Here is a 26,444-nt window from a genome sequence, read left to right as displayed (position 1 = left end):
CCCCAGATCTGACGTGAAACTGCCTACCGCCCTCCGTTCCCTGAGCACGCTGCAGTTGGCACTGGGCGTTTCCATCGCCCTGCATGCCGGGTTGTTCTCGTTCCGGTTCATCGACCCGGAGCGCTTCGACCGCGTGTTCCAGGACACGCCGCTGGAAGTCATCCTGGTCAATGCCCGCGCCAACGAGCAGCCCGACAAGGCGCAGGCCATCGCGCAGACCTCGCTGGCCGGAGGCGGCGAGGCCGACAAGGGCCGGGCCTCCAGCCCCATGCCCTACTCGGCACTCACGGCCGTGGGCGACGACTTCGAGGAACGCCAGCGCCAGATCGACTCCATGCAGGAGCAGCAGACCGTCTTGCTGACGCAGTTGCGCAAGCAGGTCGCGGCCCTGCCGCCGCTGGACCCGCGCGAGGCGGCCAAGCAGACCAAGGAGCAGCAGGCCCAGCAGGAAAAGCGCCAGCAGCTGGTCAAGCTGCTGGCCGAGATCGAAAAGCGCATCAACGAGGAAAACGCCCGCCCCAAGAAGCGCTATATCAGCCCGTCCACGCGCGAGGCCGTCTACGCCATCTACTACGACGGCCTGCGCCGCAAGGTCGAGGACAAGGGCACGGAAAACTTCCCCGAGCAGGCCGGCAAGAAGCTCTACGGCGAGCTGGTCATGATCCTCACCGTCAACCACGACGGCCGCGTGCTGTCCACCGAGATCGTGCAGGGCTCGGGCAACCGCCTGCTGGACACCCGCGCCGAGGCCATTGCGCGTGCGGCCGGCCCCTTCGGCCATTTCGGCCCCGCCATGCGCGCCAAGGCCGACCAGATCGCCGTGGTCTCGCGCTTCAAGTTCACCCGCGAGCAGACGCTGCAGACGACCGTGCAGTAGCGCCCTCCTCCTCTCTTCGCGCACCCTCCTTTTCCGACATGACTTCCGCCGCCAATTCCTCCGACCGCTACTGCGTCATGGGCAACCCCGTCGCGCACAGCCGTTCGCCCTGGATCCATGCCCGCTTTGCCGAACTGTGCGGGCAGGACCTGCACTACGAGCGCCAGCATGTGGAGCTGCAAGGTTTTGCCGAGGCCGTGCGCGGCTTTGTCGCGGCAGGCGGACGCGGCTGCAATGTCACCGTGCCCTTCAAGCTGGAAGCCGCACAGCTGGCCACCACCTCCAGCGAGCGCGTGCAACTGGCCGGCGCCGCCAACACCCTGGTGCTGGCGGCGGACGGCATCCATGCCGACAACACCGACGGCCTGGGCCTGGTGGCCGACATCGTGCGCAATGCGGGCGTGCCGCTGGCCGGGCGCGACCTGCTGCTGCTGGGCGCGGGTGGCGCCGCAGCCGGCGCACTGGGCTCGCTGCTTGCCGAGCGCCCGCGCCGCATCGCCGTGGTCAACCGCACCTTCGAACGCGCCCAGGCCCTGGTGCAGCGCCATGCCGCCATCGCCGCGCACCATGGCGTGGAACTGGTGGCGCTGGAGCAGCAGGCCGTGGATGAGGATTTCGACGTGGTCATCAACGCCACCGCCAGCAGCCTGGCCGGTGCCGAGGTGCCCGTGCCGGCCCGCGTGCTGCGGCCTGGCAGCCTGGCCTACGACATGATGTACGGCGCCGCAGCCCAGGGCTTCCTGCAATGGGCCGAGCAGCATGGCGCCCAGGCCCGCGACGGGCTGGGCATGCTGGTGGAGCAGGCCGCCGAATCGTTCGCGCTGTGGCGCGGCGTGCGCCCCCCGTCGGCCCAGGTGCTGAACGAGCTGCGCGCCCATATTGCTCAAGGCGGCTGAGCGCTTTATGAAATCCCTGGCACGCGCCCTGCTACTGGTGCTGTGCGCCGGCTTGCTGCTGCAGCTGTTCTTTGTGCTGCGCATTGCGCTGATGGTGGTGGTCGATCCTGAATCCACGGCCTTTCAGCGCTCCGAGGCATGGCAGATGCTGCGCAGCTCCGAAGGCCTGCACTGGAGCCAGCAATGGCTGCCCTACGACCGCATCGCGCCCACGCTCAAGCACGCCGTCATCGCCTCCGAAGATGACAGCTTCACCGAACACCACGGGGTCCAATGGGAGGCCATCGAGAAGGCCTGGCAGCGCAACCAGCGCGCCGAAGCCCGTGCCCAGAAGGCAGACAACGGCAAGGCGCCCAAGATCTACGGCGGCTCCACCATCACCCAGCAGCTGGCCAAGAACCTGCTGCTGTCGGGCGAACGCAGCCTGCTGCGCAAGGGCCAGGAACTGGTGCTGACCCAGCTGCTGGAACTGATGCTGAGCAAGCAGCGCATCCTGGAGATCTACCTCAACAGCGTGGAATGGGGCCAGGGCGTGTTTGGCGCGGAGGCTGCAGCCCGCCACTACTTTCGCAAGAGCGCCTCACAGCTCAGCGCGGCCGAGGCCGCACGCCTGGCCGTGATGCTGCCCCAGCCCAAACGCTTCGAGAAGCTGCCCAACTCCGGCTATCTGCTGCAGCGCACGCGCACGGTCATGCAAAGAATGCCCAGCGCCGTCATCCCCTGAACGGCTACAGTCACGCCATGCGCATTCTTGGAATAGACCCCGGGCTGCAGACCACGGGATTCGGCGTGATCGACGTCGACGGCCACCGCCTGGCCTATGTGGCCAGCGGCACCATCCGCACCACCGGCATCGCGCTCGGCGACCTGCCGGGCCGGCTCAAGCTGCTGTTCGACGGCATCTCGGAAGTCGCCAGCCGCTACCAGCCCGACACCTCGGCCGTGGAAATCGTCTTCGTCAACGTCAACCCCCAGTCCACGCTGCTGCTGGGCCAGGCGCGCGGCGCCGCGCTCACGGCCCTGGTCAATGCGGGCCTGCCGGTCGCCGAATACACGGCACTGCAGATGAAAAAGGCCATGACAGGCCACGGCCGCGCGGCCAAGAGCCAGATCCAGGAAATGGTGCGCCGCCTGCTGCAACTGCCCGGCCTGCCCGGCACCGACGCAGCCGACGCCCTGGGCCTGGCCATCACCCACGCCCATGCGGGCGCCGCCATGTCGAAGATGGCCGAGGTCACGCAGCTGCAGCGCCGCCAGCACGCCGTCTACAAGGGCGGCAGGGTGTATTGACTCCCCCTGAGGCGCTGCGCGCCTTCCCCCTGAGGGGGACGACAGCCTAGCTGCGGGGCGGCCCTTGCTTGCTGTCTCTCGCCTGAGCGCGCCTCCCGCAAGCGCCATGGTCTCGATCTCGCTACCGCAACTGCGTTGAATGGGATGCGAGTCAGAGCCGCCCTCAGACGATGCGGCCAAAGAACAGCACGGCGAAGAAGGTCACGCCGGCAATCACGGTCCACTTGAGGATGATGAAGCCCCAGCGCTTGTAGTGCGGCAGGCCCGTGCCCAGGTAGAACGCGAAGGAGACGGCCGAGGCCAGCAGCAGCAGGGTGGCGAGCCAGCGGAAGATCAGCATGGCGGCGCTCGCCTCACCAGGCCCGCGCGGGCTGGGCGAAGCCCTTGGGTGCCTGGCGCTCGCTGTCGAAGCTGACCAGTTCCCAGGCGTCGGGCTGGGCCAGCAGGGCACGCAGCAACTGGTTGTTCATGCCGTGGCCCGAGCGGAAGGCGCTGTAGGCGGCCAGCAGCGGCCTGCCGATCAGGTACAGGTCGCCGATGGCGTCGAGGATCTTGTGCTTGGCGAACTCGTCGTCGTAGCGCAGGCCGTCGCTGTTGAGCACCTTGTAGTCGTCCATGACGATGGCGTTGTCCATGCCGCCGCCCAGCGCCAGGCCATGGCTGCGCAGCATTTCCACGTCCTTGGTGAAGCCGAAGGTGCGCGCGCGTGCGATGTCGCGTGTGTAGTTGTCCTCGCCCATGTCGAACTCCACGCACTGGCCCGTGGAGTCCACGGCCGGATGGGCGAAGTCGATCTCGAAGCGCAGCTTGAAGCCGTGGTAGGGGTCGAAGCGCGCCCACTTGAGGTTCTGGCCCTCGCCCTCGCGCACCTCGACGGGGCGGATGACGCGGATGAAGCGCTTGGGAGCCTTTTGCAGCTCGATGCCCGCGCTTTGCAGCAGGAACACGAAGGAGGCGGAGGAGCCGTCGAGGATGGGCACTTCCTCGGCGGTGATGTCTATATAGATGTTGTCGAGCCCGAGGCCGGCAATGGCCGACATCAGGTGCTCCACGGTATGCACCTTGGCGCCGCCGGTGCCGATGGTGGAGGCCATGCGCGTGTCGGTGACGGCTTCGGCCGAGATCGGGATGTCCACAGGCTCCGGCAGGTCCACGCGACGGAACACGATGCCGGTGTCGGGCTGCGCGGGTCGCAGCGTCAACTCGACGCGCTGGCCGCTGTGCAGGCCCACGCCAACGGCACGGGTGATCGTCTTGATGGTGCGTTGTTGGAGCATCCGGCTATTTTAGAACGCGGCAGCCGTGCGCAGGGCATGGCCCTGGCACGGCTTTCGCTATCACGGCTATGCAGCGACCGTATGGGCCGCTGCTCAGTCAGCCTGCTTGCGCAGGAAGGCCGGGATTTCCAGATCGTCCATGCCGCCGGAGGCCAGGGCATCGACGCGGGCAGCGGCCTGCGTGCGGTTGGTACGCCAGACGCTGGGGACCGACATGTTGTTGGCATAGTCGGCGCCGCCAGCGGCACCGCCGACCAGGCCGCCGGCTGCCGTGGCGGCACCCATGGAGGCCGAGGGCAGCTGGTAGCTCATGTTGTCGGTACCGGTGCGCAGACCGCCCTGCACCACCTGCATGTTCTGGCGGCGTGCGCTGGGGCGCGACAGGCCGGTGGCGACCACGGTGACGCGGATCTCGTCGCCCAGGGTGTCGTCGTAGGCGGCGCCGTAGATCACATGCGCATCGGGCGAGGCATAGGCATTGATGGTGCTCATGGCCAGGCGCGACTCGGACAGCTTGAGGCTGCCCTTGGCGGCCGTGACCAGCACCAGCACGCCCTTGGCGCCCGACAGGTCGATGCCTTCCAGCAGCGGGCAGGCCACGGCCTGCTCGGCGGCGATGCGCGCGCGGTCGGGGCCGGCGGCCTTGGCCGTGCCCATCATGGCCTTGCCGGGCTCGCCCATGACGGTGCGCACGTCTTCGAAGTCGACGTTCACATGGCCGTACTCGTTGATGATTTCGGCAATGCCGCCCACGGCGTTCTTGAGAACGTCGTTGGCATGGGCAAAGGCCTCGTCCTGCGAGATGTCGTCACCCAGCACGTCCAGCAGCTTCTCGTTGAGCACGACGATCAGCGAATCGACATTGGCTTCGAGCTCGTTGAGGCCGCTGTCGGCGTTGGCCATGCGTCGGCCGCCTTCCCACTCGAAGGGCTTGGTGACCACGCCCACGGTGAGAATGCCCATTTCCTTGGCCACGCGCGCGATCACGGGCGCAGCGCCCGTGCCCGTGCCGCCGCCCATGCCGGCCGTGATGAACAGCATGTGCGCGCCTTCGATGGCGGTGCGGATGTCGTCCTCGGCCATTTCGGCAGCCTCGCGGCCCTTGTCGGGCTTGCTGCCCGCGCCCAGGCCGCTGCCACCGAGCTGGATGGTGCGGTGGGCGCTGCTGCGCAGCAGCGCCTGCGCGTCGGTGTTGGCGCAGACGAATTCCACACCCTGCACGTTGCGCGCAATCATGTGCTCGACGGCGTTGCCGCCGCCGCCGCCAACGCCGATCACCTTGATCTGCGTACCCTGGTTGAATTCTTCAACTTCAATCATGTCGATGGGCATGTTGGTTCTCCTGTAGCTCTCTGTAAGTGGTCACCACCGTCTGGGGAAAATTCTGTCTTCTGTCCGGTATTCGGAAGCCGGTGGGCGGGCCGGTAATGCGCAGTCGATGAAAGCACATATCAAAAGTTCCCCACGATGAAGTCTTTGAAACGGCCAAAAGCGGTCTTCATCGACCCACTCTTTTGTGCCACCTTGAAACCGCGCAGGCGAGCCAGGCGGGCCTCTTCGAGCAATCCCATCACGGTGGCGGCGCGGGGTTGGGCCACCATGTCTGCCAGAGCGCTCGAATACTTGGGGATGCCGCGGCGCACGGGCTTGAGGAAGATGTCCTCGCCCAGTTCCACCATGCCCGGCATGACGGCGCTGCCGCCGGTCAGCACGATGCCCGAGGACAGAACTTCCTCGTAGCCGGAATCGCGCACCACCTGCTGCACCAAAGAAAAGATCTCTTCCACGCGCGGCTCGATCACGCCGGCCAGCGCCTGCTTGCTGATCATGCGCGGGCTGCGGTCGCCCAGGCCCGGCACTTCGACCTGGGCATCGGGGTCGGCCAGCAGCTGCTTGGCATAGCCGCTTTCGACCTTGATGTCCTCGGCGTCCTTGGTCGGCGTGCGCAGCGCCATGGCGATATCGCTGGTGATCAGGTCACCCGCGATCGGGATGACGGCCGTGTGCCGGATGGCGCCGCCCGTGAAGATGGCCACGTCGGTGGCGCCCGCGCCGATATCGACCACGGCCACGCCCAGCTCGCGCTCGTCATCGGTGAGCACGGCCTGGCTCGATGCCAGCGGGTTGAGCAGCAGCTGCTCGACCTCCAGGCCGCAGCGGCGCACGCACTTGATGATGTTCTCGGCCGCGCTCTGCGCGCCCGTGACGATGTGGATCTTGGCTTCCAGGCGGATGCCGCTCATGCCGATGGGCTCGCGCACTTCCTGGCCGTCGATCACGAATTCCTGCGGCTCGACCAGCAGCAGCCGCTGGTCCGAGGAGATGTTGATGGCCTTGGCCGTCTCCATCACCCGCGCCACGTCGGTGGCCGTGACTTCCTTGTCCTTGATGGCCACCATGCCGCTGGAGTTCAGGCCGCGGATGTGGCTGCCGGTGATGCCGGTGCACACGCGCTGGATCTTGCAGTCGGCCATCAGCTCGGCCTCTTTCAAGGCCTGCTGGATGCTCTGCACGGTGGCGTCGATGTTCACCACCACGCCCCGCTTGAGTCCGTTGCTCGGGGCCACGCCGAGGCCGGCGAGCTTGAGTTCGCCGTTGTACAGGACCTCGGCGACCACGACCATGACCTTGGCCGTGCCGATGTCCAGTCCGACGATCACATCTTTGTATTCTCTTGCCATATCAGCATCCGCCCCCGGTTGGTTCTGTCCTGTCGCTGTGTCGCTGCATGGTGTGCGTGTACATAGGTCTTTCCTCCCTCGTCTTCAGCGTCGGGGACGCACTGCAGCCGGCGCCTTGGCCGTGCCGGTGGTCACACCGCGCAGCCTCAGCGCATATCCGTCTTCGTAGCGCAGGTCGGCCGACTCGATGGCGTCGGCCTTGCGCTTGTATTGGGTCGTGATCTGGGGCAGCGTGCGCACGAAGCGCTGCACGCGCTGCAGCACGGCTTCCACGCTGCCGCCACCCAGTTCGATCTGTGCATCATTGGCCAGCCTGAGCTGCCAGCTTCCGCGCGCATTGAGCGTGAGCCCGTCGATCTCCACATCCAGCGGCCCCAGCGCCGGCACCAGCAGCCGGTACATCTGCAGCATCTGCGGGGCGCTGTCCTCGGGGCCCTGCAGGCGCGGCAGGCCGTCGCGGTCGAGCTCGCCCAGGTTGGCCTCGAAGACCTCGCCAAAGCTGTTGATCAGGCCGGTGCCCGAATCGGGACCCCAGAAGGCCTCGGCCACATGCTCGTGCAGGATGACGCGCAGGCTGTTGGGATAGTCGCGGCGCACCTGCGCCTCGCGCACCCAGGGCACCTGCTCGAACGCCGCCTTGGCGCCCTTGAGGTCCACGGTGAAGAAGTTGCCCGTGAGCACGGGCGCCACGTTGGCGCGCAGCGTCACCGTGTTGTTGTGCACCAGCTCGCCCTCGACCACGATGCGGCCGATGTTGAAGGCCGGGTGACGCAGCGCCCACCAGCTCACCGCTGCCAGCCCCAGCGCAGCCACGCCCACGAACAGGACCGTGGCGGTCACGTTCATGAGCTTGACGTCGAAGGGGGCCGGCAGGGAGTAGCTCATGCGTGCTCCTGCTCCGGTTGCGCGGCGTCCAGCGCGGCGCTGGCCAGGATGCCCAGGCAGAGGTTTTCGTAGCTCACGCCGATGGCGCGGGCCGACATGGGCACCAGCGAGTGGCCCGTCATGCCCGGCGAGGTGTTGATCTCCAGCAGGAAGGGCTTGCGATCGCTGGCGCGGATCATGATGTCGGCGCGCGACCAGCCGCGGCAACCCAGTGTGCGGAAGGCCCGCACGACGATGCGCCGAATCTCGGCCTCTTCCTCGGCGGGCAGTCCGCTGGGGCAGTGGTACTTGGTGTCGTCGGTGAAGTACTTGTTCTGGTAGTCGTAGTTACCTTCGGGGGCGACGATGCGGATCACGGGCAGCGCATGGGCGCCCTCGCCGGTGCCGAGCACGGGGCAGGTGGTCTCGTCGCCCTCGATGAACTCTTCGCAGAGCACTTCGGGGTCGTAGCGGGAGGCCAGCACATAGGCCTGCTCGCATTCCTCGGCCGTCCAGACCTTGGTCAGGCCGATGGTCGAGCCTTCGCGCGAGGGCTTGACGATCATGGGCGCGCCCAGCGCCTGCAGCGCGGCGCGCGTCTCGCCTGCGCTGGCGACCAGACGCCAGTCCGGCGTGGGCAGGCCCTCGAAGCGCCAGATGCGCTTGGTCATGATCTTGTCCATGGCGATGCTCGAGGCCATCACGCCGGGGCCCGTGTACGGGATGCCCAGCAGTTCCAGCGCGCCTTGCACCGTGCCGTCTTCGCCGTAGCGGCCGTGCAGCGCGATGAAGCAGCGGTCGAACCCGTCCTTCTTCAACTCGCCCAGGTCACGCTCGGCGGGGTCGAAGGCATGGGCGTCCACGCCATGCGACAGCAGGGCCTTGAGCACGCCCGTGCCCGACATCAGCGAGACCTCGCGCTCGGCCGAGCGGCCGCCCAGCAGCACGGCCACCTTGCCCAGGGCCTTGACATCGATCTGGGTGCCGAAGCTGCTCATTGCGCAGCTCCCTGCTGCGCCTGCAGCTCTTGTTTCTGAAGCATTTCAACCAACTTTCCGGGCACGGCGCCAATCGAGCCTGCCCCCATGCACAACAACACGTCGCCATCGCGGGCATTGACGGCAATGGCCGCCGGCAGCTCGGCAACGTTTTCCACAAACACCGGCTCGACACGGCCGGCCACGCGCAGGGCGCGTGTCAGCGAGCGGCCGTCGGCCGCCACCACGGGCGCCTCGCCGGCCGCATAGACCTCGGTCAGCAGCACGGCATCGGCCAGGCCGATGACCTTGACGAAATCCTCGAAGCAGTCGCGCGTGCGGCTGTAGCGGTGCGGCTGGAATGCCAGCACCAGGCGATGGCCCGGGAAGGCGCCGCGCGCGGCGGCCAGCGTGGCCGCCATCTCGACGGGGTGGTGGCCATAGTCGTCGATGACGGTGAAGCTGCCGCCGTCGGCAGCCGCCAGTTCGCCATAGCGCTGGAAGCGCCGGCCCACGCCCTTGAAGCTTTCGAAGGCACGCAGCAGCGCGTCGTCAGAGATCTCCAGCTCCATGGCCACGGCCACGGCAGACAGCGCGTTGAGCACGTTGTGCTCGCCCGGCAGGCTCAGCACCACGTCCAGGTCGGGATAGCTCTGGCCGTTGCTGCGGCGCACCGTGAAATGCATGCTGCCAGCCTCTGCGCGCACGTTGAGGGCGCGCACCTGGGCATCCTCGGCAAAGCCGTAGGTGGTCACGGGGCGGGCCACCTGGGGCAGGATCTCGCGCACGGCCGGGCTGTCCACGCAGACGATGGCGCGGCCGTAGAACGGCATGCGGTGCAGGAAATCGACGAAGGCGCCCTTGAGCCGGCCGAAGTCATGGCCGTAGGTTTCCATGTGGTCGGCGTCGATGTTGGTGACGACGGCCATCACGGGCAGCAGGTTCAGGAAGGATGCATCGGACTCGTCGGCCTCGACCACGATGTAGTCGCCCTGGCCCAGCTTGGCGTTGGCGCCCGCGCTGTTGAGCTTGCCGCCGATGACGAAGGTCGGGTCCAGCCCGGCCTCGGCCAGCACGCTGGTCACCAGGCTGGTGGTCGTGGTCTTGCCATGGGCACCCGCGATGGCGATGCCCTGCTTGAAGCGCATGAGCTCGGCCAGCATGAGCGCACGCGGCACGACGGGAATCTTGCGCTCGCGCGCGGCCAGCACCTCGGGATTGTCGGACTGCACGGCGGTGGAGGTGACGACGGCGTCAGCCCCCTCGATGTGCGCGGCCGCATGGCCGACGTGGGTGGCGATGCCCAGGCCGGCGAGCCGGCGCAGCGTGGCGCTGTCGGACAGGTCCGAGCCCGAGATGGCGTAACCCAGGTTGTGCAGCACCTCGGCGATGCCGCTCATTCCGGCGCCGCCGATGCCGACGAAATGGATGTGATGAATGGCGTGCTTCATGCGGCCAGTTCCTCACAGGCGGCGACCACCTCGGCGGTGGCATCGGTCTTTTGCATTTTCTTGGCTTTTCCAGCGCGCTCCAGCAGCGTCGCACGCTGCATATTTTGTAGCATTTCGGCCAGGCTTTGGGCAGTCAGTGCGCTTTGTTGCATCAACCATCCACCACCGGCATCGACCAGGAAACGCGCGTTCGTGGTCTGGTGGTCGTCCACGGCGGACGGGAAGGGCACATAGATGGCTGCGGCGCCCACGGCCGCGATCTCGGTGACCGTGCTGGCGCCAGCGCGGCAGACGATGACATCGGCCTCGGCAAAGGCGCGCGCCGTGTCGTCGATGAAGGGTGTCAGCTCGGCCTGCACGCCTGCGGCGGCATAGTTGGCGCGCAGGGCATCGATCTGCGCGGCGCCGCTTTGGTGCAGCACGACGGGCCGCACATCGGCAGGAATCAGGGCCAGCGCCTGGGGCACGATCTCGTTGAGCGCCTTGGCGCCCAGGCTGCCACCCACCACCAGCAGGCGCAGCGGACCGCTGCGGCCCGCAAAGCGCTGCTCGGGTGCAGGCTGCTCGGTGAAGGCCTGGCGCAAGGGGTTGCCGACCCAGCGGCCCTTGGGGAACACGTTGGGGAAGGCGGTGAAGATGCGGTGGGAGACGCTGGCCAGCACCTTGTTGGCCATGCCGGCCACGGAGTTCTGCTCATGCAGCACCAGGGGCTTGCCGGCCAGCACGGCCATCATGCCGCCAGGAAAGCTGATGTAGCCGCCCAGGCCCACGACCACGTCGGGCTTGACGCGGCGCACCACGGCCAGCGCCTGCCAGAAGGCACGCAGCAGGCGCATGGGCAAAAAGGCCAGGGTCATGATGCCCTTGCCGCGCACGCCCGAGAACTCGATGGTCTCCAGCGGGAAACCCTGGGCGGGCACGATGCGCGACTCCATGGAGCCGGGCGCGCCCAGCCAGCGCACGTTCCAGCCGCGCTCGCGCAGGGCCTGGGCCACGGCCAGGCCCGGGAAGATATGTCCGCCCGTGCCGCCGGCCATGATCAGGGCCGTGCGCTGGCGTTGCGTGCCTTGGGAGGTGGGCTGCTGTGTCATGCATGCCCTCCCTTCATCAGCAACTTGTTCTCGTAGTCCACCCTTAACACCACCGCTATCGCTATCAGATTCATCAAAATGGCCGAGCCCCCGAAACTCATCAGGGGCAGCGTCAGCCCCTTGGTAGGCAGCGCGCCCAGGTTCACGCCCATGTTGATGAAGGCCTGGAAACCCATCCAGATCGCAATGCCCTCGGCCACCAGGCCGGAGAACACCCGGTCCAGCGCAATGGCCTGCCGCCCTATGAGCATGATGCGGCGCGTCAGCCACAGGAAGGTGACGGCGATCAAGAGCACGCCGACCAGGCCGAATTCCTCGCCGATCACGGCCAGCAAGAAGTCGGTGTGCGCCTCGGGCAGCCAGTGCAGCTTCTCGACGCTGCGGCCCAGGCCCACGCCGAAGATCTCGCCGCGCCCGATGGCGATCAGCGCATGCGACAGCTGGTAGCCCTTGCCCAGGGCGTGCTTTTCATCCCAGGGATTGAGGTAGGCAAAGATGCGCTCGCGCCGCCATTCGGAGGTGGCGATGATCAGCACGAAGGCCAGCACCACCAGGGCCGCGATCAGGAAGAACATGCGCGCGTTCACGCCGCCCAGGAACAGGATGCCCATGGCGATCACCACGATCACCATGAAGGCGCCCATGTCGGGCTCGGCCAGCAGCAGCACGCCGACCAGCACCACGGCCAGCCCCATGGGCAGCACGGCGCGGAAGAAGCGCTCCTTGACCTCCATCTTGCGCACCATGTAGTCGGCCGCATAGATGAGCACGGCGAACTTGGCCAGTTCGGACGGCTGGAAATTCATGATGCCCAGCGACAGCCAGCGCCGCGCGCCGTTGACCACGGTGCCCACGTGCGGGATCAGCACGGCCACCAGCAGGACCAGGGACACCAGGAAGAGCTTGCGCGCCATGCGCTCCCAGGTGGCCATGGACACCTGGAAGGCCAGCAGCGCGCCGACGAAGGCCATGCCGATGGACATGGCATGGCGCATCAGGAAATGGGTGGGCGCGATCTTGCCGAAGCGCGGATTGTCCGGCATGGCGATCGATGCCGAATACACCATGATCAGGCTCCAGGCCAGCAGGCCTATGACCACCCAGATCAGGGCCTGGTCCAGGCCGAGCACGCTGGCAGGCGTCTGCGTGGGCCGGTGGTACTGGGGGCCGCCCAGGCGCACGGGCAGCACGTCGATGGCCTTCTCCTGCGCTCCGCCGAACCAGGAGCGCATGCGGCCCAGGACCTGCGATACGGCGGTCATGCAGCACCTCCGAGTTCATGCCCGGCATCCAGCGCCAAGGCGCGCACGGCATCGACGAACTGGTGGGCCCGGTCCTCGTAGTTGCGGAACATGTCCAGGCTGGCACAGGCGGGCGACAGCAGCACGGCATCGCCCTCATGGGCGCGCGAAGCGGCCAGCTCCACGGCGTCGGCCATGGTGGTGGCATCGACCAAGGGCACGCCGCAGTCCTGCAGGGCGGCGCGGATGCGGCCGGCGTCGCGGCCGATCAGCACGGCCGTGCGCACATGGCGCGACACGGGCGCGACCAGCGGAGAGAAATCCTGGCCCTTGCCGTCGCCACCCAGGATGACCACGATGCGGTGGTCAGGTCCCAGGCCGGACAGCGCGGCCACGGTGGCGCCCACGTTCGTGCCCTTGCTGTCGTCGTAGTATTCCACGCCGTTGACGCGGCCAATGGGCTGGACGCGGTGCGGCTCGCCCCGGTATTCACGCAGTCCATAGAGCAGCGGCGCCAGCGTGCAGCCGCCCGCGCTGGCCAGGGCCAGGGCAGACAGGGCGTTGATGGCGTTGTGCCGACCGCGGATGCGCAGTGCGTCGGCAGGCATGAGGCGCTGGATGTACAGGTCTTCGGCGTTCTTGCCCTTGGCGGTTTCGTCGGCCTCATGGGCGCGCACCAGCCACGTCATGCCGCTGACCACTTCCAGGCCGAAGTCGCCGGGGCGGCGCGGCATGTCGCCGCCGAAGGTGATGTGGGCGCGCTGCTGGGGCTTTTGGCGCTTGCCCGGCGGCACCACGGGCGCCGGCAGCATGCGCATGACCTCGGGGTCTTCGCGGTTGAGCACCATGGTGCCGCTGCTGCCGAAGATGCAGGCCTTGGCATCGGCATAGGCGCGCAGGCTGCCGTGCCAGTCCAGATGGTCCTGGGTGATGTTGAGCACGGCGGCGGCCGTGGGCTCGAACATCTGCACGCCATCGAGCTGGAAGCTGGAAAGCTCCAGCACCCAGGCCTGGGGCAGCGTTTCGGCATCGATGGCCTGGGTCAGCGTGTCCAGCAGCGTGGGGCCGATATTGCCGGCCACGGCCACGCGCAGGCCCGCATGCTCCAGCAGTTGGCCGGTCAGCGAGGTGACCGTGGTCTTGCCATTGGTCCCGGTGATGCCCAGCACCGTGGGACGGTAGCCATGGGCTGCGGCCAGGGCCTTGAGCGCCATGGCGAAGAGATCGAGTTCGCCGCCCACGGGCAGGCCCTGGGCGCGCGCGGTATCGACCACGGGCGCCACGGCGGCCGGGCTCAGGCCGGGCGAGCGGTAGACCAGGCCCAGGCTCTGGCCGTCCACCAGCTGCGCCGTGAACTCGCCGGGCACGAAGCGCACCTGGGGCAATTCGGTGGACAGCTGCTGCAGCTGGGGCGGCGCCTGGCGCGTATCGGCCACGATGACTTCGGCGCCGCAGCGCACGCACCAGCGTGCCATGGCCAGGCCCGAGGCGCCCAGACCCAGCACGAGCACGCGCTGGCCCTGCAGGTGCTGGACCTGCTCGCCGGGCCAGCCGGCAGCCACGGGCGGCAGCACCTGTTCGGATTCAACCGCCTCTTCGGCGGCAAGGGGCGTGACCTCGGCATCGGACGAGTCGGAGATGCTGGGGTCCGCAAAGATCTGAGCCACGAAGGCGGCAGCATCCTTGGCTGCCGTCAGCGTGGCGATGTCGGGCACAGGCTCGGTAAGGGCCACAGGCACCTGCGGCACCTGCGGTACCTCGGCGGCCGGAAGCTCCGCCTCGCCGTCGCCGGCTGGCGCGGGAGCCGGTGAATCGTCCAGGACCGGGTCCGCAACCACCTGCCCCTCGGGAGCGAGGCCCGGCATTCCGGCCGGGTCCGCCAGCTCGACAAGCTCGGCAGGGGACGCCGGCACGGCGGGCTCGGTGGCCGGCAGTGCGTGGAGGTCGGTCTTGAAGTCTTCGGTGTTCATGCACTCACCTCAGCTTCAGCGTGGACAGGCCCAGCAGGCACAGCAGCATGGTGATGATCCAGAAGCGGATCACGACCTGGGTCTCCTTCCAGCCACTCTTTTCAAAGTGGTGGTGCAGCGGCGCCATCTTGAGCAGGCGGCGGCCCTGGCCGTAGCGCTTCTTGGTGAACTTGAACCAGGTGACCTGCAGCATCACCGACAGCGCCTCCACCACGAAGATGCCCCCCATGATGGCCAGCACGATTTCCTGGCGCACGATGACGGCAATGGTGCCCAGCGAGGCGCCCAGCGCCAGCGCCCCCACGTCGCCCATGAACACCTGGGCCGGGTGGGCGTTGAACCAGAGGAAGGCCAGGCCCGCGCCGGCCATGGCCGCGCAGTACACCAGCAGCTCGCCCGAACCCGGGATGTGCGGGAACAGCAGGTACTTGGCGTAGCCGGCATTGCCGGTGACGTAGGCGAAGATGCCCAGGGCCGAGCCCACCATGATCACGGGCATGATGGCCAGGCCGTCCAGCCCGTCGGTCAGGTTCACGGCATTGCTGGCGCCCACGATGACCAGGTAGGTCATGATCACGAAGCCCAGCACGCCCAGCGGGTAGCTGACTTCCTTGAAGAAAGGCACGAGCAGGCCCGCCTTGGGCGGCAGGTCCAGCGCAAAGCCGGACTGCACCCAGGTGACGAACAGCTCGAAGACCTGGGCATTGGAGTTCTCGGAAATGCAGAACACCAGGTACAGCGCGGCCAGCAGGCCGATGACGGACTGCCAGAAATACTTCTCGCCCGAGCGCATGCCTTCGGGGTCCTTGTTGACCACCTTGCGCCAGTCGTCCACCCAGCCGATGGTGCCAAAGCCCAGCGTGACCAGCAGCACGATCCAGACGAAGCGGTTAGACAGGTCGAACCACAGCAGCGTGGAAACGGCAATGGACAGCAGGATCAGCGCCCCGCCCATGGTGGGCGTGCCGCTCTTGGCCAGATGGGTCTCCATGCCGTAGCCGCGCACGGGCTGGCCGATCTTGAGCGAGGTCAGCATGCGGATCAGGCGCGGCCCGGCCAGCAGCCCGATGACCAGGGCCGTGAGCGCGGCCATCACGGCGCGCATCGTGAGGTACTGGAAGACGCGCAGAAAGCCGAACTCGGGGGACAGGCCCTGCAGCCATTGGGACAGCATCAGCAGCATGCGGCCTCCTTCTTGCAACCGTCATCCTTGCCGGCCGCCTCGACCGCCTGAACCACCTGCTCCATCTTCATGAACCTCGAACCCTTGACCAGAATGCTGCCCACCTCGGGCAGCGCGGCACAGGCTGCCTGCTGCAGCGAGGCCATGTCTTCGAAATGCCGCGCACCTGCACCGAATGCGGTGGCGGCGGATGTGCTTTGCGCGCCCAGCGTGAACAGCCGGGCAATGCCCAGGCTGCGCGCCAGCGCGCCCGCCTCAGCATGGAATTGCGGCCCCTGGTCGCCGACCTCGCCCATGTCGCCCAGCACCAGCAGCTGGGGAGCGGGCAGTTCGCGCAGCACCTCGATGGCTGCGGCCACCGAGTCGGGATTGGCGTTGTAGCTGTCGTCGATCACGGTGACCGTGCGGCCCTGCACCGAAACGCCCAGTGCGCGCGAGCGGCCCTGCACGGGCTCGAACACGCTCAGGCCGCGTGCAATGTCGGCCAGCGGCACACCGGCTGCCTGGGCGCAGGCCGCAGCGGCCAGCGCATTACGCACGTTGTGGCGGCCGGCAATGTGCAGGCGCACCGGGGCCTCGCCCTCGGGCGTGACCAGGGTGAACTGCCAGGCATCGCCCAGCCACAGCGCATCGCGCGCATGCACCTGTGCGCCATCGGCAGACTCGCCGAACAGCAGGCACTGGCGCGCAGCGGCCAGCTCGAGCCACAGCGGCGTGTAGGTGTCGCCGGCCGGGAACACGGCCACGCCGTCGGCGGGCAGGGACAGCAGCACGCTGCCGTTCTCGCGCGCCACGGCCTCGACCGTGTGCATGAATTCCTGGTGCTCGCGCTGCGCGTTGTTGACCAGGGCCACCGTGGGCTGGCCGATGGCGGCCAGCTCGGCAATCTCGCCGGGATGGTTCATGCCCATCTCCAGCACGGCCACGCGGTGCTGGGCGGTCATGCGCATCAGGCTCAGCGGCAGGCCGATGGAGTTGTTGAAGTTGCCGCGCGTGGCCAGGGCCGCCTCGCCCGCGTGGGCGCGCAGGATGGAGGCCACCATCTGCGTGACCGTGGTCTTGCCGTTGCTGCCGGTGACGGCAATCAGCGGCAGCGCAAAGCGCGCGCGCCAGGCCGTGGCCAGCGCGCCCAGGGCGACCAGCGAGTCAGGCACCTCGATGCCGGACAGGCCTGCGGCCTCCAGGCCGCCATGGGCCAAGGCTGCGGCAGCGCCGGCCTCGCGGGCCTGGGCCAGGAACTGGTTGGCATCGAAACGCTCGCCCTTCAAGGCGACGAACAGATCCCCGGCCTGCAGCGTGCGGGTGTCGGTGTGCACGCGCGTGAGCACGGTCTGGCCGTTGCCGACCAGCCGTGCCTGGGGGATATGCGACTGGATCAGCTCCAGCGCTTGTTGCAAGGTCATCATGACCGCTTCTTTCCTTCGCGGGCCGCCAGCGCCTTGTGCGCCTCGGCCATGTCGGAGAACGGATGGCGCTGGCCCGCCGTCTCCTGGTAGTCCTCATGTCCCTTGCCGGCGATCAGCACCACGTCGCGTTCGCTGGCGTGCGCAATCGCCTGGGCGATGGCCGCTGCGCGATCGGCCTGGGACTGCAGGTTCTCGCCCGGCTGCATGCCGGCCAGGATCTGGTCGATGATGCGTTCGGGCACTTCGCTGCGCGGGTTGTCGCTGGTGACCAGCACACAGTCGGCATTCTTCTGGGCGGCCTGCCCCATGAGCGGCCGCTTGGTGGCATCGCGGTCGCCGCCGCAGCCGAACACGCACCACAGCCGGCCACGGCGCTGCTCGGCGGCCGGGCGCAGGGCGCGCAGGGCCTTGTCCAGCGCATCGGGCGTGTGGGCGTAGTCCACGGCCACCAGCGGCTGGCCGGGCTGGACGATCTGCTGCATGCGGCCGGGCACGGGCTCCAGGTGGGCGCAGGCCGCAACGGCCTGGTCCAGGGACAGGCCCAGGCAGCGCAGCGCGGCCAGCACGCCCAGCAGGTTGGATACGTTGTACTGACCCACCATGCGCGTGTGCATGCGCAGGCTGTGGCCGGCCTCGATCACGGTGAAGCTCAGGCCCTCGGCACCCAGCGCAATGTCCTTGGCCTGCAGGCGCGCCGCGCCTTCGATGGAAATGCTCCAGACGTCGAGCGCGGCAGGCTGCTTGCGCGACTGCAGCGTGGCCCACAGGCGTGCGCCATGTGCGTCGTCCACATTGACGACGGCGGCCTGCAGGCCGGGCCAGTCGAACAGCGCGGCCTTGGCATCCCAGTAGGCCTGCATGCTGCCGTGGTAGTCGAGGTGGTCCTGCGTGAAATTGGTGAACAGCGCCACGCGGATGCGCGTGCCGTCCAGCCGGTGCTCGACGATGCCGATGGACGACGCCTCGATGGCGCAGGCCGCCAGGCCCGCATCGGCGTACTCGCGGAACGCGCGCTGCAGCCGCACCGGGTCGGGCGTGGTCATGCCCGTGGATTCCATGGCGGGCGGGATGCCCACGCCCAGCGTGCCCACCAGGGCGCAGCCGCTGCGTTCCTGCAGCTTCACCTGGGCCAGCGCGTGCGCCAGCCACCAGGCGGTGGTGGTCTTGCCGTTGGTGCCGGTCACGGCCAGCACGTCGATCTGGGCGCTGGGATGCTGGAACCATTGGTCGGCGATCAGGCCCGTGGCGGCCTTGAGGCCGGGCAGCGCCGCGATGTGCTCGCCGGAAAAACCGAAGGCTTCGACACCCTGCGCTTCGACCAGGCAGGCCATGGCACCGCGCTCCAGGGCCGAGGCCACATGGGCGCGGCCATCGGTGGCCGCGCCGGGCCAGGCGATGAAGGCGTCGCCAGGCCGGACCTTGCGGCTGTCGGTCTGCAGCGTGCCGCTGCCTTGCAGGCGGGCGGCCAGCCATTGGACAGCCTCGGTGGCCGTGGACAGCACCCGCAGGGCTTGGGAGCAACTCATAGCGAGGGCTCCTCCACGGGGTTGGCGACGATCAAGGGCTTGACTTCCATATCGGGCTGCACGCCCATCAGGCGCAGCGTCTGCTGCACCACTTCGCTGAACACGGGTGCCGCCACGGTGCCGCCGTAGATGGTGCCTGCACTGGGCTCGTCCACCATCACGGCGACGATGATGCGCGGGTTCTCGATGGGCGCCATGCCCGTGAACCAGGCGCGGTACTTGCCGGCGGCATAGCCCTTGCCCTGCTGCTTGCGGGCCGTGCCCGACTTGCCGCCCACCGAGTAGCCGATGGTCTGGGCGCGCTGGCCCGTGCCGCCGGGGCCGGCCGCCAGGGCCAGCATCTTGCGCACCTCGTTGGCCGTGCGCGGAGAGAACACGGGCACGCCCACGGGCGGCTCGTCGGTCTTGACCATGGTGGCCGGGATCACGCGCCCGCCGTTGGCAAAGACGGTGTAGCTGCGCGTCATCTGCAGCAGGCTGGCGGACAGGCCGTAGCCATAGCCCATGGTGGCCTGCTCGACGGGCCTCCAGGTCTTGTAGGGACGCAGGCGACCGCTGGCGGCGCCGGGGAAGGATATCTGCGGCTTCTGGCCGAAGCCCACGGCCGAGAAGGTTTCCCACATTTCCTTGGCCGGCATCTGCAGCGCGATCTTGGTCGTGCCCACGTTGCTGGACTTCTGGATCACGCCGGCCACGGTGAGCAGGCCGTAGTTGTGGGTGTCGGAAATCGTCGAGCCCGTGACGTTGACGCGGCCCGGCGTGGTGTCGATGGGCGTTTCCGGCTTGAAGCGGCCCGACTCCAGCGCCAGGCCGATGGTGATGGGCTTCATGGTCGAGCCGGGCTCGAAGGTGTCGGTGATGGCGCGGTTGCGCAGCTGCTCGCCCGTCAGGTTCTTGCGCTTGTCGGGCACATAGCTGGGGTAGTTGGCCAGGGCCAGCAATTCGCCAGTGTGCGCATCCATGACCACCACGCTGCCCGCCTTGGCCTTGTGCGCGATGACCTGCTCCTTGAGCTTCTGGTAGGCGAAGTACTGGACCTTGCTGTCCACGGACAGCTGGATGTCGCGGCCGTCCTGAGGCGGCACTTCCTCGCCCACGCCCTCGACCACGCGGCCCAGGCGGTCCTTGATCACGCGGCGCGAGCCGGGCTTGCCGCCGAGCTCCTTGTCGAAGGCCAGCTCCATGCCTTCCTGGCCATGGTCTTCCACATTGGTGAAGCCCACGATGTGGGCGGCCGATTCGCCTTCCGGGTACTGGCGCTTGTATTCCTTGCGCTGGTAGATGCCCTTGATGTTGAGGGCATGGATCTGCTGGCCAACGTCCCAGTCGAGCTGGCGCTTGATCCAGACGAAGGTCTTGTCCTCGTCGGCCAGCTTTTCCATCAGCGCGGGCAGCGGCATCTCCATGAGCGCGGCCAGCTGCTTGAGCTTGGCCTTGACCTCGGGGTCGTCCTGCTCGACATCTTCGGGAATGGCCCAGATGCTGGCGGCCGGCACGCTGGAGGCCAGGATCAGTCCATTGCGGTCCAGCAGGCGGCCGCGGTTGGCCGGCAGCTCCAGCGTGCGCGCAAAGCGCACCTGGCCCTGGCGCTGAAAGAAGTCGTTGCCGAACACCTGCACATAGGCCGCGCGTGCACCCAGGCCGACAAAGCCCAGGCCCAGCATGGCCACGATCATCTTGCTGCGCCACAGGGGTGTCTTGGACGCCAGCAAGGGGCTGGAGGTGTAGAGCACGCTGCGCGTCATGGAGCCACTCCGGTGCGCGCATCGTCATTGACGTACTGGGCGATGGCCGGCGTGGCCGGCTTCATCTGCAGGCGCTCGCGCGCCATGACCTCGATGCGCTGTGGCGTGGCCTGGGCGCGCTTTTCCACCTGCAGGCGCTGCTGCTCGGTGGCCAGGCGGCGCGACTCGGCCACGGCGCGGTCCAGTTCGGTGAACAGGCGGCGCGATTCGTACTGGTTGTGCACCAGGAAGATGGCGCTGGCCATCACCGCCAGCAGCAGCACGAGGTTCAGGCGCAGCATGCCACGCCCTCCTCTTGCGCCAGACGGTGAATGCGCTTCATGCAGGCACCCCGGTGCGGCGAGCCACGCGCATCACGGCCGAGCGCGAGCGCGCATTGGCGGCGACCTCGGCCTCGCTGGGCTTGATGCGGCCCAGGGCTTCAAGGCGCATGGGCGTGGGCACGGCAAAGGGCGCGCGCCGGTCATAGACTTCCTTGGAGTGCTTGGCGATGAACTGCTTGACGATGCGGTCCTCCAGCGAGTGGAAGCTGATCACCACCAGGCGTCCGCCCGGCGCCAGCACGCGCAGGCTGGCCTCTAGCGCCTGTTCGAGCTCTTCAAGCTCGGCATTGATGAAAATCCGAAGAGCCTGGAATGTGCGTGTCGCTGGGTTCTGCCCAGCCTCGCGGGTCCGGACCGCGCCAGCCACGAGCTCGGCAAGCTCCGCGGTGTTGCGAAGGGGCCCCTGGCTTTCGCGCCGAGCAACAATCGCCTTTGCAATGGGGCCAGCAAACCGTTCTTCGCCGTAGTCACGTATCACCTCCGCAATCTGCTGGGCATCGGCTTCCGCCAGCCAGTCCGCCACGCTCTGGCCGCGCGTGGTGTCCATGCGCATGTCCAGCGGACCCTCGAAGCGGAAGCTGAAGCCACGCTCGGGGTTGTCGATCTGGGGAGAGCTCACGCCCAGGTCCATCAGCACGCCCTGCACGCTGCCGGCCGGCAGCTCGCTGAGGTGGCGAAACCCTTCGTGCCGAATCGAAAAACGCGCATCGGTGATGCGCGCTGCCTCTTCGATCGCGTCCGGGTCCTTGTCGAACGCCAGCAAGGCCCCATCCGGCCCCAGCCGCTGCAGGATGCGCCGGGAATGCCCGCCTCGCCCGAAGGTCGCGTCCACCCATTGCCCGGCAACGGGCTGTGCGGCGCCGTCCAGCAGCGCATCGACGGCCTCGTCGAGCAAAACGGTGATGTGTTGCAACGGCTGATTCAAGAAAACGCCTCTTTCCTAGAAAGCAAAATCCTGGAAGGCCGCAGGCATTTCCTCCTGCATGGCCTTCGCTTCATGTGCCTCATAAGTGGCCTTGTCCCACAGCTCGAAATGGTTACCCATGCCCAGCAGCACGACCTCCTTGGTCAGACCCACGGCTTCACGCAGCTCGGGCGACACCAGCACGCGGCCGGTGGCATCCATGTCCACGTCCATGGCGTTACCCAGGAAGATGCGCTTCCACCACTGCGCCGACATGGGCAGCTGCGCGATCCGCTCGCGAAACTGCAGCCACTCCGTGCGCGGGAACAGCATCAGGCAACCGTGGGGATGTTTGGTGAGGGTGACCTGGCCCTGGGCCATGGCCACAAGGGCGTCACGATGCCGGGTCGGCACAGACAGCCGCCCCTTTCCATCGAGATTCAGCGAGGACGCCCCTTGAAACACGGTCAGTCACCCCGGTCGGTTGGAGCCATCGCGTCCCGGAAATCGGGGCACAAAGGCAACTTTCACCACTTAATTGCACTTTTTTGCACTGTAGCAGCAATTTGGTGTTTCACAACCCGGGAATGGACAATTATTTGCAATGAAATCAACGACTTAGAAGCCGAATGCAATGTGAGTGGTGACAAAAATCCCAGGCTTTACAAGTACTTAGAGGACTGACTGCAAGTGATCTCTCAAAGCCTGCACGCAATTGCAACGATTCAATTCGCCGGCGACCGGTTGCAACTCGGGCAACCCTCCTACAAAAAGTGACTGCCCGGCAATGCGGGCAGTCACTTCGGTGGCGGCTGCTCGGCAGCCGGCCCGTTTCAGAGGATGAAGCGCGAGAGGTCTTCGTCCTGGCTCAGGGACTGCAGACGCTGGTCCACGTAGGCCGCGTCGATGGAGATGGTCTGGCCGGACAGATTGGCCGCGTCGAAGCTGACCTCGTCCAGCAGGCGCTCGAGCACGGTGGACAGGCGGCGGGCGCCGATGTTCTCGGTGCGCTCGTTGACATCGAAGGCGATGCCGGCGAGCCGGGTGATGCCTTCGGGCGTGAATTCCAGCGTGACGCCTTCGGTGGCCAGCAGCGCCTGGTACTGCTTGACCAGGGAGGCATGGGTCTGGGTGAGGATGGCCTCGAAGTCCTGGACCGACAGCGAGTCCAGCTCCACGCGGATCGGGAAGCGCCCCTGCAGCTCGGGGATGAGGTCGCTGGGCTTGGACAGGTGGAAGGCGCCCGAGGCGATGAACAGGATGTGGTCGGTCTTGACCACGCCGTACTTGGTGGAGACGCTGGTGCCTTCGACCAGGGGCAGCAGGTCGCGCTGCACGCCCTGGCGCGAGATGTCGGAGCCGCTGGTTTCCTGGCGCGTGGCCACCTTGTCGATCTCGTCGATGAAGACGATGCCGTTCTGCTCGGCATTGGCGATGGCGCGGGTGCGCACGTCTTCCTCGTTGACCAGTTTTGCCGCTTCCTCGTCGGTCAGCAGCTTCATGGCCTCGGCAATGCGCAGCTTGCGCGTCTTGCGCTTTTCCTGGCCCATGTGGCTGAACATGCCGCGCAGCTGCTCGGCCATCTCTTCCATGCCCTGGGGACCCATGATCTGCACCTGGGGCGGCGCGTCGGCGACATCGATCTCGATTTCCTTGTCGTCGAGCTGGCCCTCGCGCAGCTTCTTGCGGAAAACCTGGCGTGCCGTGTTGTCGGCGGCCACCTCGCCACTGCGGGCCTGGGGCACGAGCACGTCAAGGATGCGGTCCTCGGCCGCGTCTTCGGCGCGCAGGCGCAGCTTCTTCATGTCGGCCTCGCGCGTCTGCTTGACGGCCACCTCGGCCAGGTCGCGGATGATGGCATCCACGTCCTTGCCCACGTAGCCCACTTCGGTGAACTTGGTGGCCTCGACCTTGATGAAGGGCGCATCGGCCAGCCGCGCCAGGCGGCGCGCGATCTCGGTCTTGCCCACGCCTGTGGGACCAATCATGAGGATGTTCTTGGGCGTGATCTCCTGGCGCAGGCCGTCGGCCACGTTCTGGCGGCGCCAGCGGTTGCGCAGCGCGATGGCCACGGCGCGCTTGGCGCCAGCCTGGCCGACGATGTGGCGGTCCAGTTCGGAGACGATCTCCTGGGGGGTCATGGCAGAGGACATGGTGTGTATTCGATGCATTGCGCCGCCAGCCCCGTTGCCTGGCCGCTGGCGACTGTGAGTTTCAATGCCGTGCGTTTCGATCGCCGGCCTGCTGGGCAAGCCGGCGCCGCGCGGGTGTCAGAGCGTCTCGACCGTGTGGTGCATGTTGGTGTAGATGCACAGCTCGCCGGCGATGGCCAGCGACTTGCGCACGATCTCCTCGGCCGACAGCTCGGTATTGGTCAGCAGCGCCTTGGCCGCCGAGTGCGCATAGGCGCCGCCCGAGCCGATGGACACGATGCCCTGCTCGGGCTCCAGCACGTCGCCGTTGCCGGTGATGATCAGCGAGGCCGATGCGTCGGCCACGGCCAGCATGGCCTCCAGACGGCGCAGCACGCGGTCGGTGCGCCAGTCCTTGGTCAGCTCGATGGCTGCCCGCGTCAGGTGTCCCTGGTGCTTTTCCAGCTTGGCCTCGAAGCGCTCGAACAGCGTGAAGGCGTCTGCCGTGGCGCCGGCAAAGCCGGCAAGCACCTTGCCGTGGTAGAGCTTGCGCACCTTGCGTGCCGTGCCCTTGACGACGATGTTGCCCAATGTGACCTGGCCATCGCCACCGATGGCGACCTGCACGCCTTCGGGGGTCTGCCGGCGCACGCTGATGATGGTGGTGCCGTGATACTGTTCCATAGCGGTGCCAGATGAGGGCGAAGGCGGCCTTCTCAAGGGTCTGCTCAAAGAATGCCCACGCGCTCTTCGCGGCGGGTGCGCCGTCCTGCCGGAAGGGGTGTGGCGCAGCCGCCGCGCGGCGGGATCAGTCCCGCCGTGGAGTGACCTGCGCGTGCTCCTGGATGCCGATCACGTTGAAGAACACCGCCACCAGCTGGTGCAGCTGGCCGAACTGCAGCACATGGCCCAGCGACTGCATGTGGGCAGCCCAGTTGAGCACGGAGCCGGCCGCCGCAAAGTCCATGCGCACCAGTTGGGTGCAGTCGATGAACACGGGCTCGCCCAGGCTGGCCCCCTCCTGCACCGGATCCAACCAGGTGGAGGCATCGCCTTCAATGGTGCCGGCCAGCGCAAATCGCACGGCGTCCGCCGTGGCAGCAATGCCTGCCTGCAGGGGCGCATCCGCGCCCTCGGTTTCGATGGCTTGCGTCAGGCACTGGCAGACCGGGTCCACCCACGAGGGAGGCGAGACCTCATAGGTGACACAGTAGTCCAGCGCCACCAGCTCGAAATCATCCTGCCGGTTCATCAAACGCAGCACCGCCATGCGCAACCGCCACCACAGCGTATCCACGCTGGAATCGCCCGAGGGAGCCAGCGTGCCCAGCAGCGCCAGCAGCCGGTCCGCATTGAGCAGCACGAACACGCCCTGTGAACCCGCCCATTGCTGCAGCAGCGCCTCCAGGGGCGTGGCCGCTGCATCGTCGATGCCGGCCACGGCAGCCCAGTCCAGGCTCCAGGGGCTGGGAGCCTTGGCCTGGGAGGCCTTCAGCGCCGTCACGGCACTCGGCGTGATCTGCGCAGGGGCGCTCCAGCGCCAGCCACGCCCTGCCGCTGCGCCCGGCATGGACACCACGGGGGCGGTGCGCTGTTGCGGCATCGCAAACCATTGGGGAGCGGAGCGGCCAAAGCGCGCCGCGAATTCGATGCCCGCCTTGTCGAACTGCAGCGGGCGGTCGGCCGCACGGTACAGGTCCAGCAAGGCCAGCCAGACCGGCAGCTGTGCGGGAACATCGCGCCGGTCGATCAGCTCCAGCATGCCCTGCTCGGCACCATCCACATCGCCATTGGCAAAGAGGATGGCCGGCTCTTCCAGGTCGGGATCGTGCTCGAACACCACGAAGCAGGGCGGCACCATGTCCATGGGCTGCGGCGGAGAGACCTCGGTGGCCGCGAAGGCCGGAAGGAAATCGGTCGCCCCCTCCAATGGCCGCAGGGGGCGGGCCATGGGCATGGGGTCAATGATGGGAGCCGTCGAGACGGAGGGCACCTGCGGCGCAGGTGCCAGGCTCATGGGCAAGGTGGTGGCAAAGGCCGCCACGTCGCCGGCCGAGGCAATGGCCGGCGGCACCACGTCGCTGAGCATGGGAATCTGCCCAGACGGCGGCGGCTGCTTGCGAAACGAGGCCGGAGCGGGGTTGCCGCCCGCAGGCAGCGCCATGGGAATGGTGGTTGCATCGGCCGCCTGCTTGCCCCGCCACCATTGCTGGGACATCTGGGCCTCGATCTCGTCGATCTTCTTGAGCGTGACGGCGCGTTCACCGGTGGATTTGGAGCTCAGCAGGCTGCTGAGAAATTGCGAGCCCTGCGCAGCGGGGCCGGGCACACCGACCGGTGCGCTGCCCGGCCTGGAGGCCTGTTGCAGCTCGGCCTGGCGCAGGCGGCGCAGCTGGTCGAACTCGCGCTTGCGCACGAAATCGTTGCGGCGCTTGCGCTCGATCATTTCCTTGAGCGCCTGCTTGCTGTACTGGCTTTCCTGCTCCCCGTCCAGGCCGTCGAGGTCGGACCAATTGACCGTAGGGTGGCGCACAAAGCGCACCACCTTGGACAACAACCCCCCCGATTTGCTGCTCTCTTCTTTTGCCATGGCGAGTCAGATTAGCACCG

General features: G+C 67.5%; 24 protein-coding genes. 4 read left to right on the top strand and 20 right to left on the bottom strand.

Annotated features, from left to right (window positions below; all coding sequences use genetic code 11):
• Nucleotides 1-13: 13 nt before the first annotated feature.
• Genes KDK82_RS21190 through ruvC form a run of 4 tightly spaced genes read left to right on the top strand, consistent with a single transcriptional unit; the run spans nt 14 to nt 3,063 of the window.
• Nucleotides 14-877: an energy transducer TonB gene (locus KDK82_RS21190; protein WP_012203413.1), complete on the top strand. Its 864-nt coding sequence runs from the start codon at nt 14-16 to the stop codon at nt 875-877.
• A gap of 38 nt (nt 878-915) precedes the next feature.
• Nucleotides 916-1,773: a shikimate dehydrogenase gene (gene aroE, locus KDK82_RS21185; protein WP_088166119.1), complete on the top strand. Its 858-nt coding sequence runs from the start codon at nt 916-918 to the stop codon at nt 1,771-1,773.
• A gap of 7 nt (nt 1,774-1,780) precedes the next feature.
• Nucleotides 1,781-2,497, top strand: coding sequence for a monofunctional biosynthetic peptidoglycan transglycosylase (mtgA, locus tag KDK82_RS21180; protein ID WP_088166118.1), 717 nt, complete (start codon nt 1,781-1,783; stop codon nt 2,495-2,497).
• A 17-nt stretch (nt 2,498-2,514) separates the two neighbouring features.
• Nucleotides 2,515-3,063, top strand: coding sequence for a crossover junction endodeoxyribonuclease RuvC (ruvC, locus tag KDK82_RS21175; RefSeq protein ID WP_012203410.1), 549 nt, complete (start codon nt 2,515-2,517; stop codon nt 3,061-3,063).
• A 163-nt stretch (nt 3,064-3,226) separates the two neighbouring features.
• On the opposite strand, the gene KDK82_RS32860 is transcribed toward ruvC, so the two are convergent.
• From KDK82_RS32860 to KDK82_RS21080, 20 genes are all read right to left on the bottom strand, one after another.
• Complete coding sequence (locus KDK82_RS32860) at nt 3,227-3,403, bottom strand: hypothetical protein (RefSeq protein WP_169807222.1); 177 nt, start codon at nt 3,401-3,403, stop codon at nt 3,227-3,229.
• Nucleotides 3,404-3,416: 13 nt separating this feature from the next.
• Entirely contained in the window at nt 3,417-4,340 is a 924-nt protein-coding gene (gene lpxC / locus KDK82_RS21170; RefSeq protein WP_012203406.1) for a UDP-3-O-acyl-N-acetylglucosamine deacetylase, read from the bottom strand.
• A gap of 93 nt (nt 4,341-4,433) precedes the next feature.
• Nucleotides 4,434-5,672, bottom strand: a complete 1,239-nt coding sequence (gene ftsZ, locus KDK82_RS21165) for a cell division protein FtsZ (protein ID WP_012203405.1) — start codon at nt 5,670-5,672, stop codon at nt 4,434-4,436.
• A 119-nt stretch (nt 5,673-5,791) separates the two neighbouring features.
• Nucleotides 5,792-7,021, bottom strand: a complete 1,230-nt coding sequence (gene ftsA, locus KDK82_RS21160) for a cell division protein FtsA (protein ID WP_012203404.1) — start codon at nt 7,019-7,021, stop codon at nt 5,792-5,794.
• Nucleotides 7,022-7,105: 84 nt separating this feature from the next.
• Entirely contained in the window at nt 7,106-7,906 is an 801-nt protein-coding gene (locus KDK82_RS21155; protein ID WP_013804104.1) for a cell division protein FtsQ/DivIB, read from the bottom strand.
• Entirely contained in the window at nt 7,903-8,883 is a 981-nt protein-coding gene (locus KDK82_RS21150) for a D-alanine--D-alanine ligase (RefSeq protein ID WP_088166117.1), read from the bottom strand. The genes KDK82_RS21155 and KDK82_RS21150 overlap by 4 nt, the downstream gene beginning before the upstream one ends.
• Complete coding sequence (gene murC, locus KDK82_RS21145; RefSeq protein WP_088166116.1) at nt 8,880-10,313, bottom strand: UDP-N-acetylmuramate--L-alanine ligase; 1,434 nt, start codon at nt 10,311-10,313, stop codon at nt 8,880-8,882. Before murC ends, KDK82_RS21150 begins: the two co-directional genes overlap by 4 nt.
• Nucleotides 10,310-11,404, bottom strand: coding sequence for an undecaprenyldiphospho-muramoylpentapeptide beta-N-acetylglucosaminyltransferase (gene murG, locus KDK82_RS21140; protein WP_088166115.1), 1,095 nt, complete (start codon nt 11,402-11,404; stop codon nt 10,310-10,312). Before murG ends, murC begins: the two co-directional genes overlap by 4 nt.
• Entirely contained in the window at nt 11,401-12,666 is a 1,266-nt protein-coding gene (gene ftsW / locus KDK82_RS21135) for a putative lipid II flippase FtsW (protein WP_012203399.1), read from the bottom strand. Before ftsW ends, murG begins: the two co-directional genes overlap by 4 nt.
• Entirely contained in the window at nt 12,663-14,615 is a 1,953-nt protein-coding gene (murD, locus tag KDK82_RS21130; RefSeq protein WP_088166114.1) for a UDP-N-acetylmuramoyl-L-alanine--D-glutamate ligase, read from the bottom strand. Before murD ends, ftsW begins: the two co-directional genes overlap by 4 nt.
• Before the next feature lie 4 nt (nt 14,616-14,619).
• A complete protein-coding gene (mraY, locus tag KDK82_RS21125) occupies nt 14,620-15,798 on the bottom strand; it encodes a phospho-N-acetylmuramoyl-pentapeptide-transferase (protein WP_012203397.1) in 1,179 nt (392 codons plus the stop codon).
• Complete coding sequence (murF, locus tag KDK82_RS21120) at nt 15,789-17,204, bottom strand: UDP-N-acetylmuramoyl-tripeptide--D-alanyl-D-alanine ligase (protein WP_088166113.1); 1,416 nt, start codon at nt 17,202-17,204, stop codon at nt 15,789-15,791. Before murF ends, mraY begins: the two co-directional genes overlap by 10 nt.
• Nucleotides 17,201-18,730, bottom strand: a complete 1,530-nt coding sequence (locus KDK82_RS21115) for a UDP-N-acetylmuramoyl-L-alanyl-D-glutamate--2,6-diaminopimelate ligase (RefSeq protein WP_088166112.1) — start codon at nt 18,728-18,730, stop codon at nt 17,201-17,203. Before KDK82_RS21115 ends, murF begins: the two co-directional genes overlap by 4 nt.
• On the bottom strand, nt 18,727-20,475 hold the full coding sequence (locus tag KDK82_RS21110) for a penicillin-binding protein 2 (protein WP_013804112.1): 1,749 nt from the start codon (nt 20,473-20,475) through the stop codon (nt 18,727-18,729). Before KDK82_RS21110 ends, KDK82_RS21115 begins: the two co-directional genes overlap by 4 nt.
• Nucleotides 20,472-20,756 carry a cell division protein FtsL gene (gene ftsL / locus KDK82_RS21105; RefSeq protein ID WP_012203393.1) on the bottom strand — a complete coding sequence of 95 codons (285 nt, stop codon included), beginning with the start codon at nt 20,754-20,756 and terminating at the stop codon, nt 20,472-20,474. The genes KDK82_RS21110 and ftsL overlap by 4 nt, the downstream gene beginning before the upstream one ends.
• Before the next feature lie 37 nt (nt 20,757-20,793).
• The gene (gene rsmH, locus KDK82_RS21100) at nt 20,794-21,723 is read right to left on the bottom strand and encodes a 16S rRNA (cytosine(1402)-N(4))-methyltransferase RsmH (protein ID WP_012203392.1); all 930 of its coding nucleotides are present in this window, start codon (nt 21,721-21,723) and stop codon (nt 20,794-20,796) included.
• Between the two features lie 15 nt (nt 21,724-21,738).
• Nucleotides 21,739-22,167, bottom strand: a complete 429-nt coding sequence (mraZ, locus tag KDK82_RS21095; protein ID WP_012203391.1) for a division/cell wall cluster transcriptional repressor MraZ — start codon at nt 22,165-22,167, stop codon at nt 21,739-21,741.
• A 368-nt stretch (nt 22,168-22,535) separates the two neighbouring features.
• Nucleotides 22,536-23,855, bottom strand: coding sequence for an ATP-dependent protease ATPase subunit HslU (gene hslU, locus KDK82_RS21090; protein ID WP_170962086.1), 1,320 nt, complete (start codon nt 23,853-23,855; stop codon nt 22,536-22,538).
• Nucleotides 23,856-23,972: 117 nt separating this feature from the next.
• A complete protein-coding gene (gene hslV, locus KDK82_RS21085) occupies nt 23,973-24,518 on the bottom strand; it encodes an ATP-dependent protease subunit HslV (RefSeq protein WP_012203389.1) in 546 nt (181 codons plus the stop codon).
• Between the two features lie 124 nt (nt 24,519-24,642).
• Nucleotides 24,643-26,424, bottom strand: coding sequence for an STAS domain-containing protein (locus tag KDK82_RS21080; protein WP_179217956.1), 1,782 nt, complete (start codon nt 26,422-26,424; stop codon nt 24,643-24,645).
• Between the last annotated feature and the right edge of the window lie 20 nt (nt 26,425-26,444).

It is taken from the genome of Delftia sp. K82 (assembly GCF_002193035.1).
Classification (GTDB): Bacteria; Pseudomonadota; Gammaproteobacteria; order Burkholderiales; family Burkholderiaceae_C; genus Comamonas; species Comamonas acidovorans.
The sequence above is the reverse complement of the archived record's forward strand: the minus strand, read 5'-3'. Positions and strand labels throughout refer to the sequence as shown.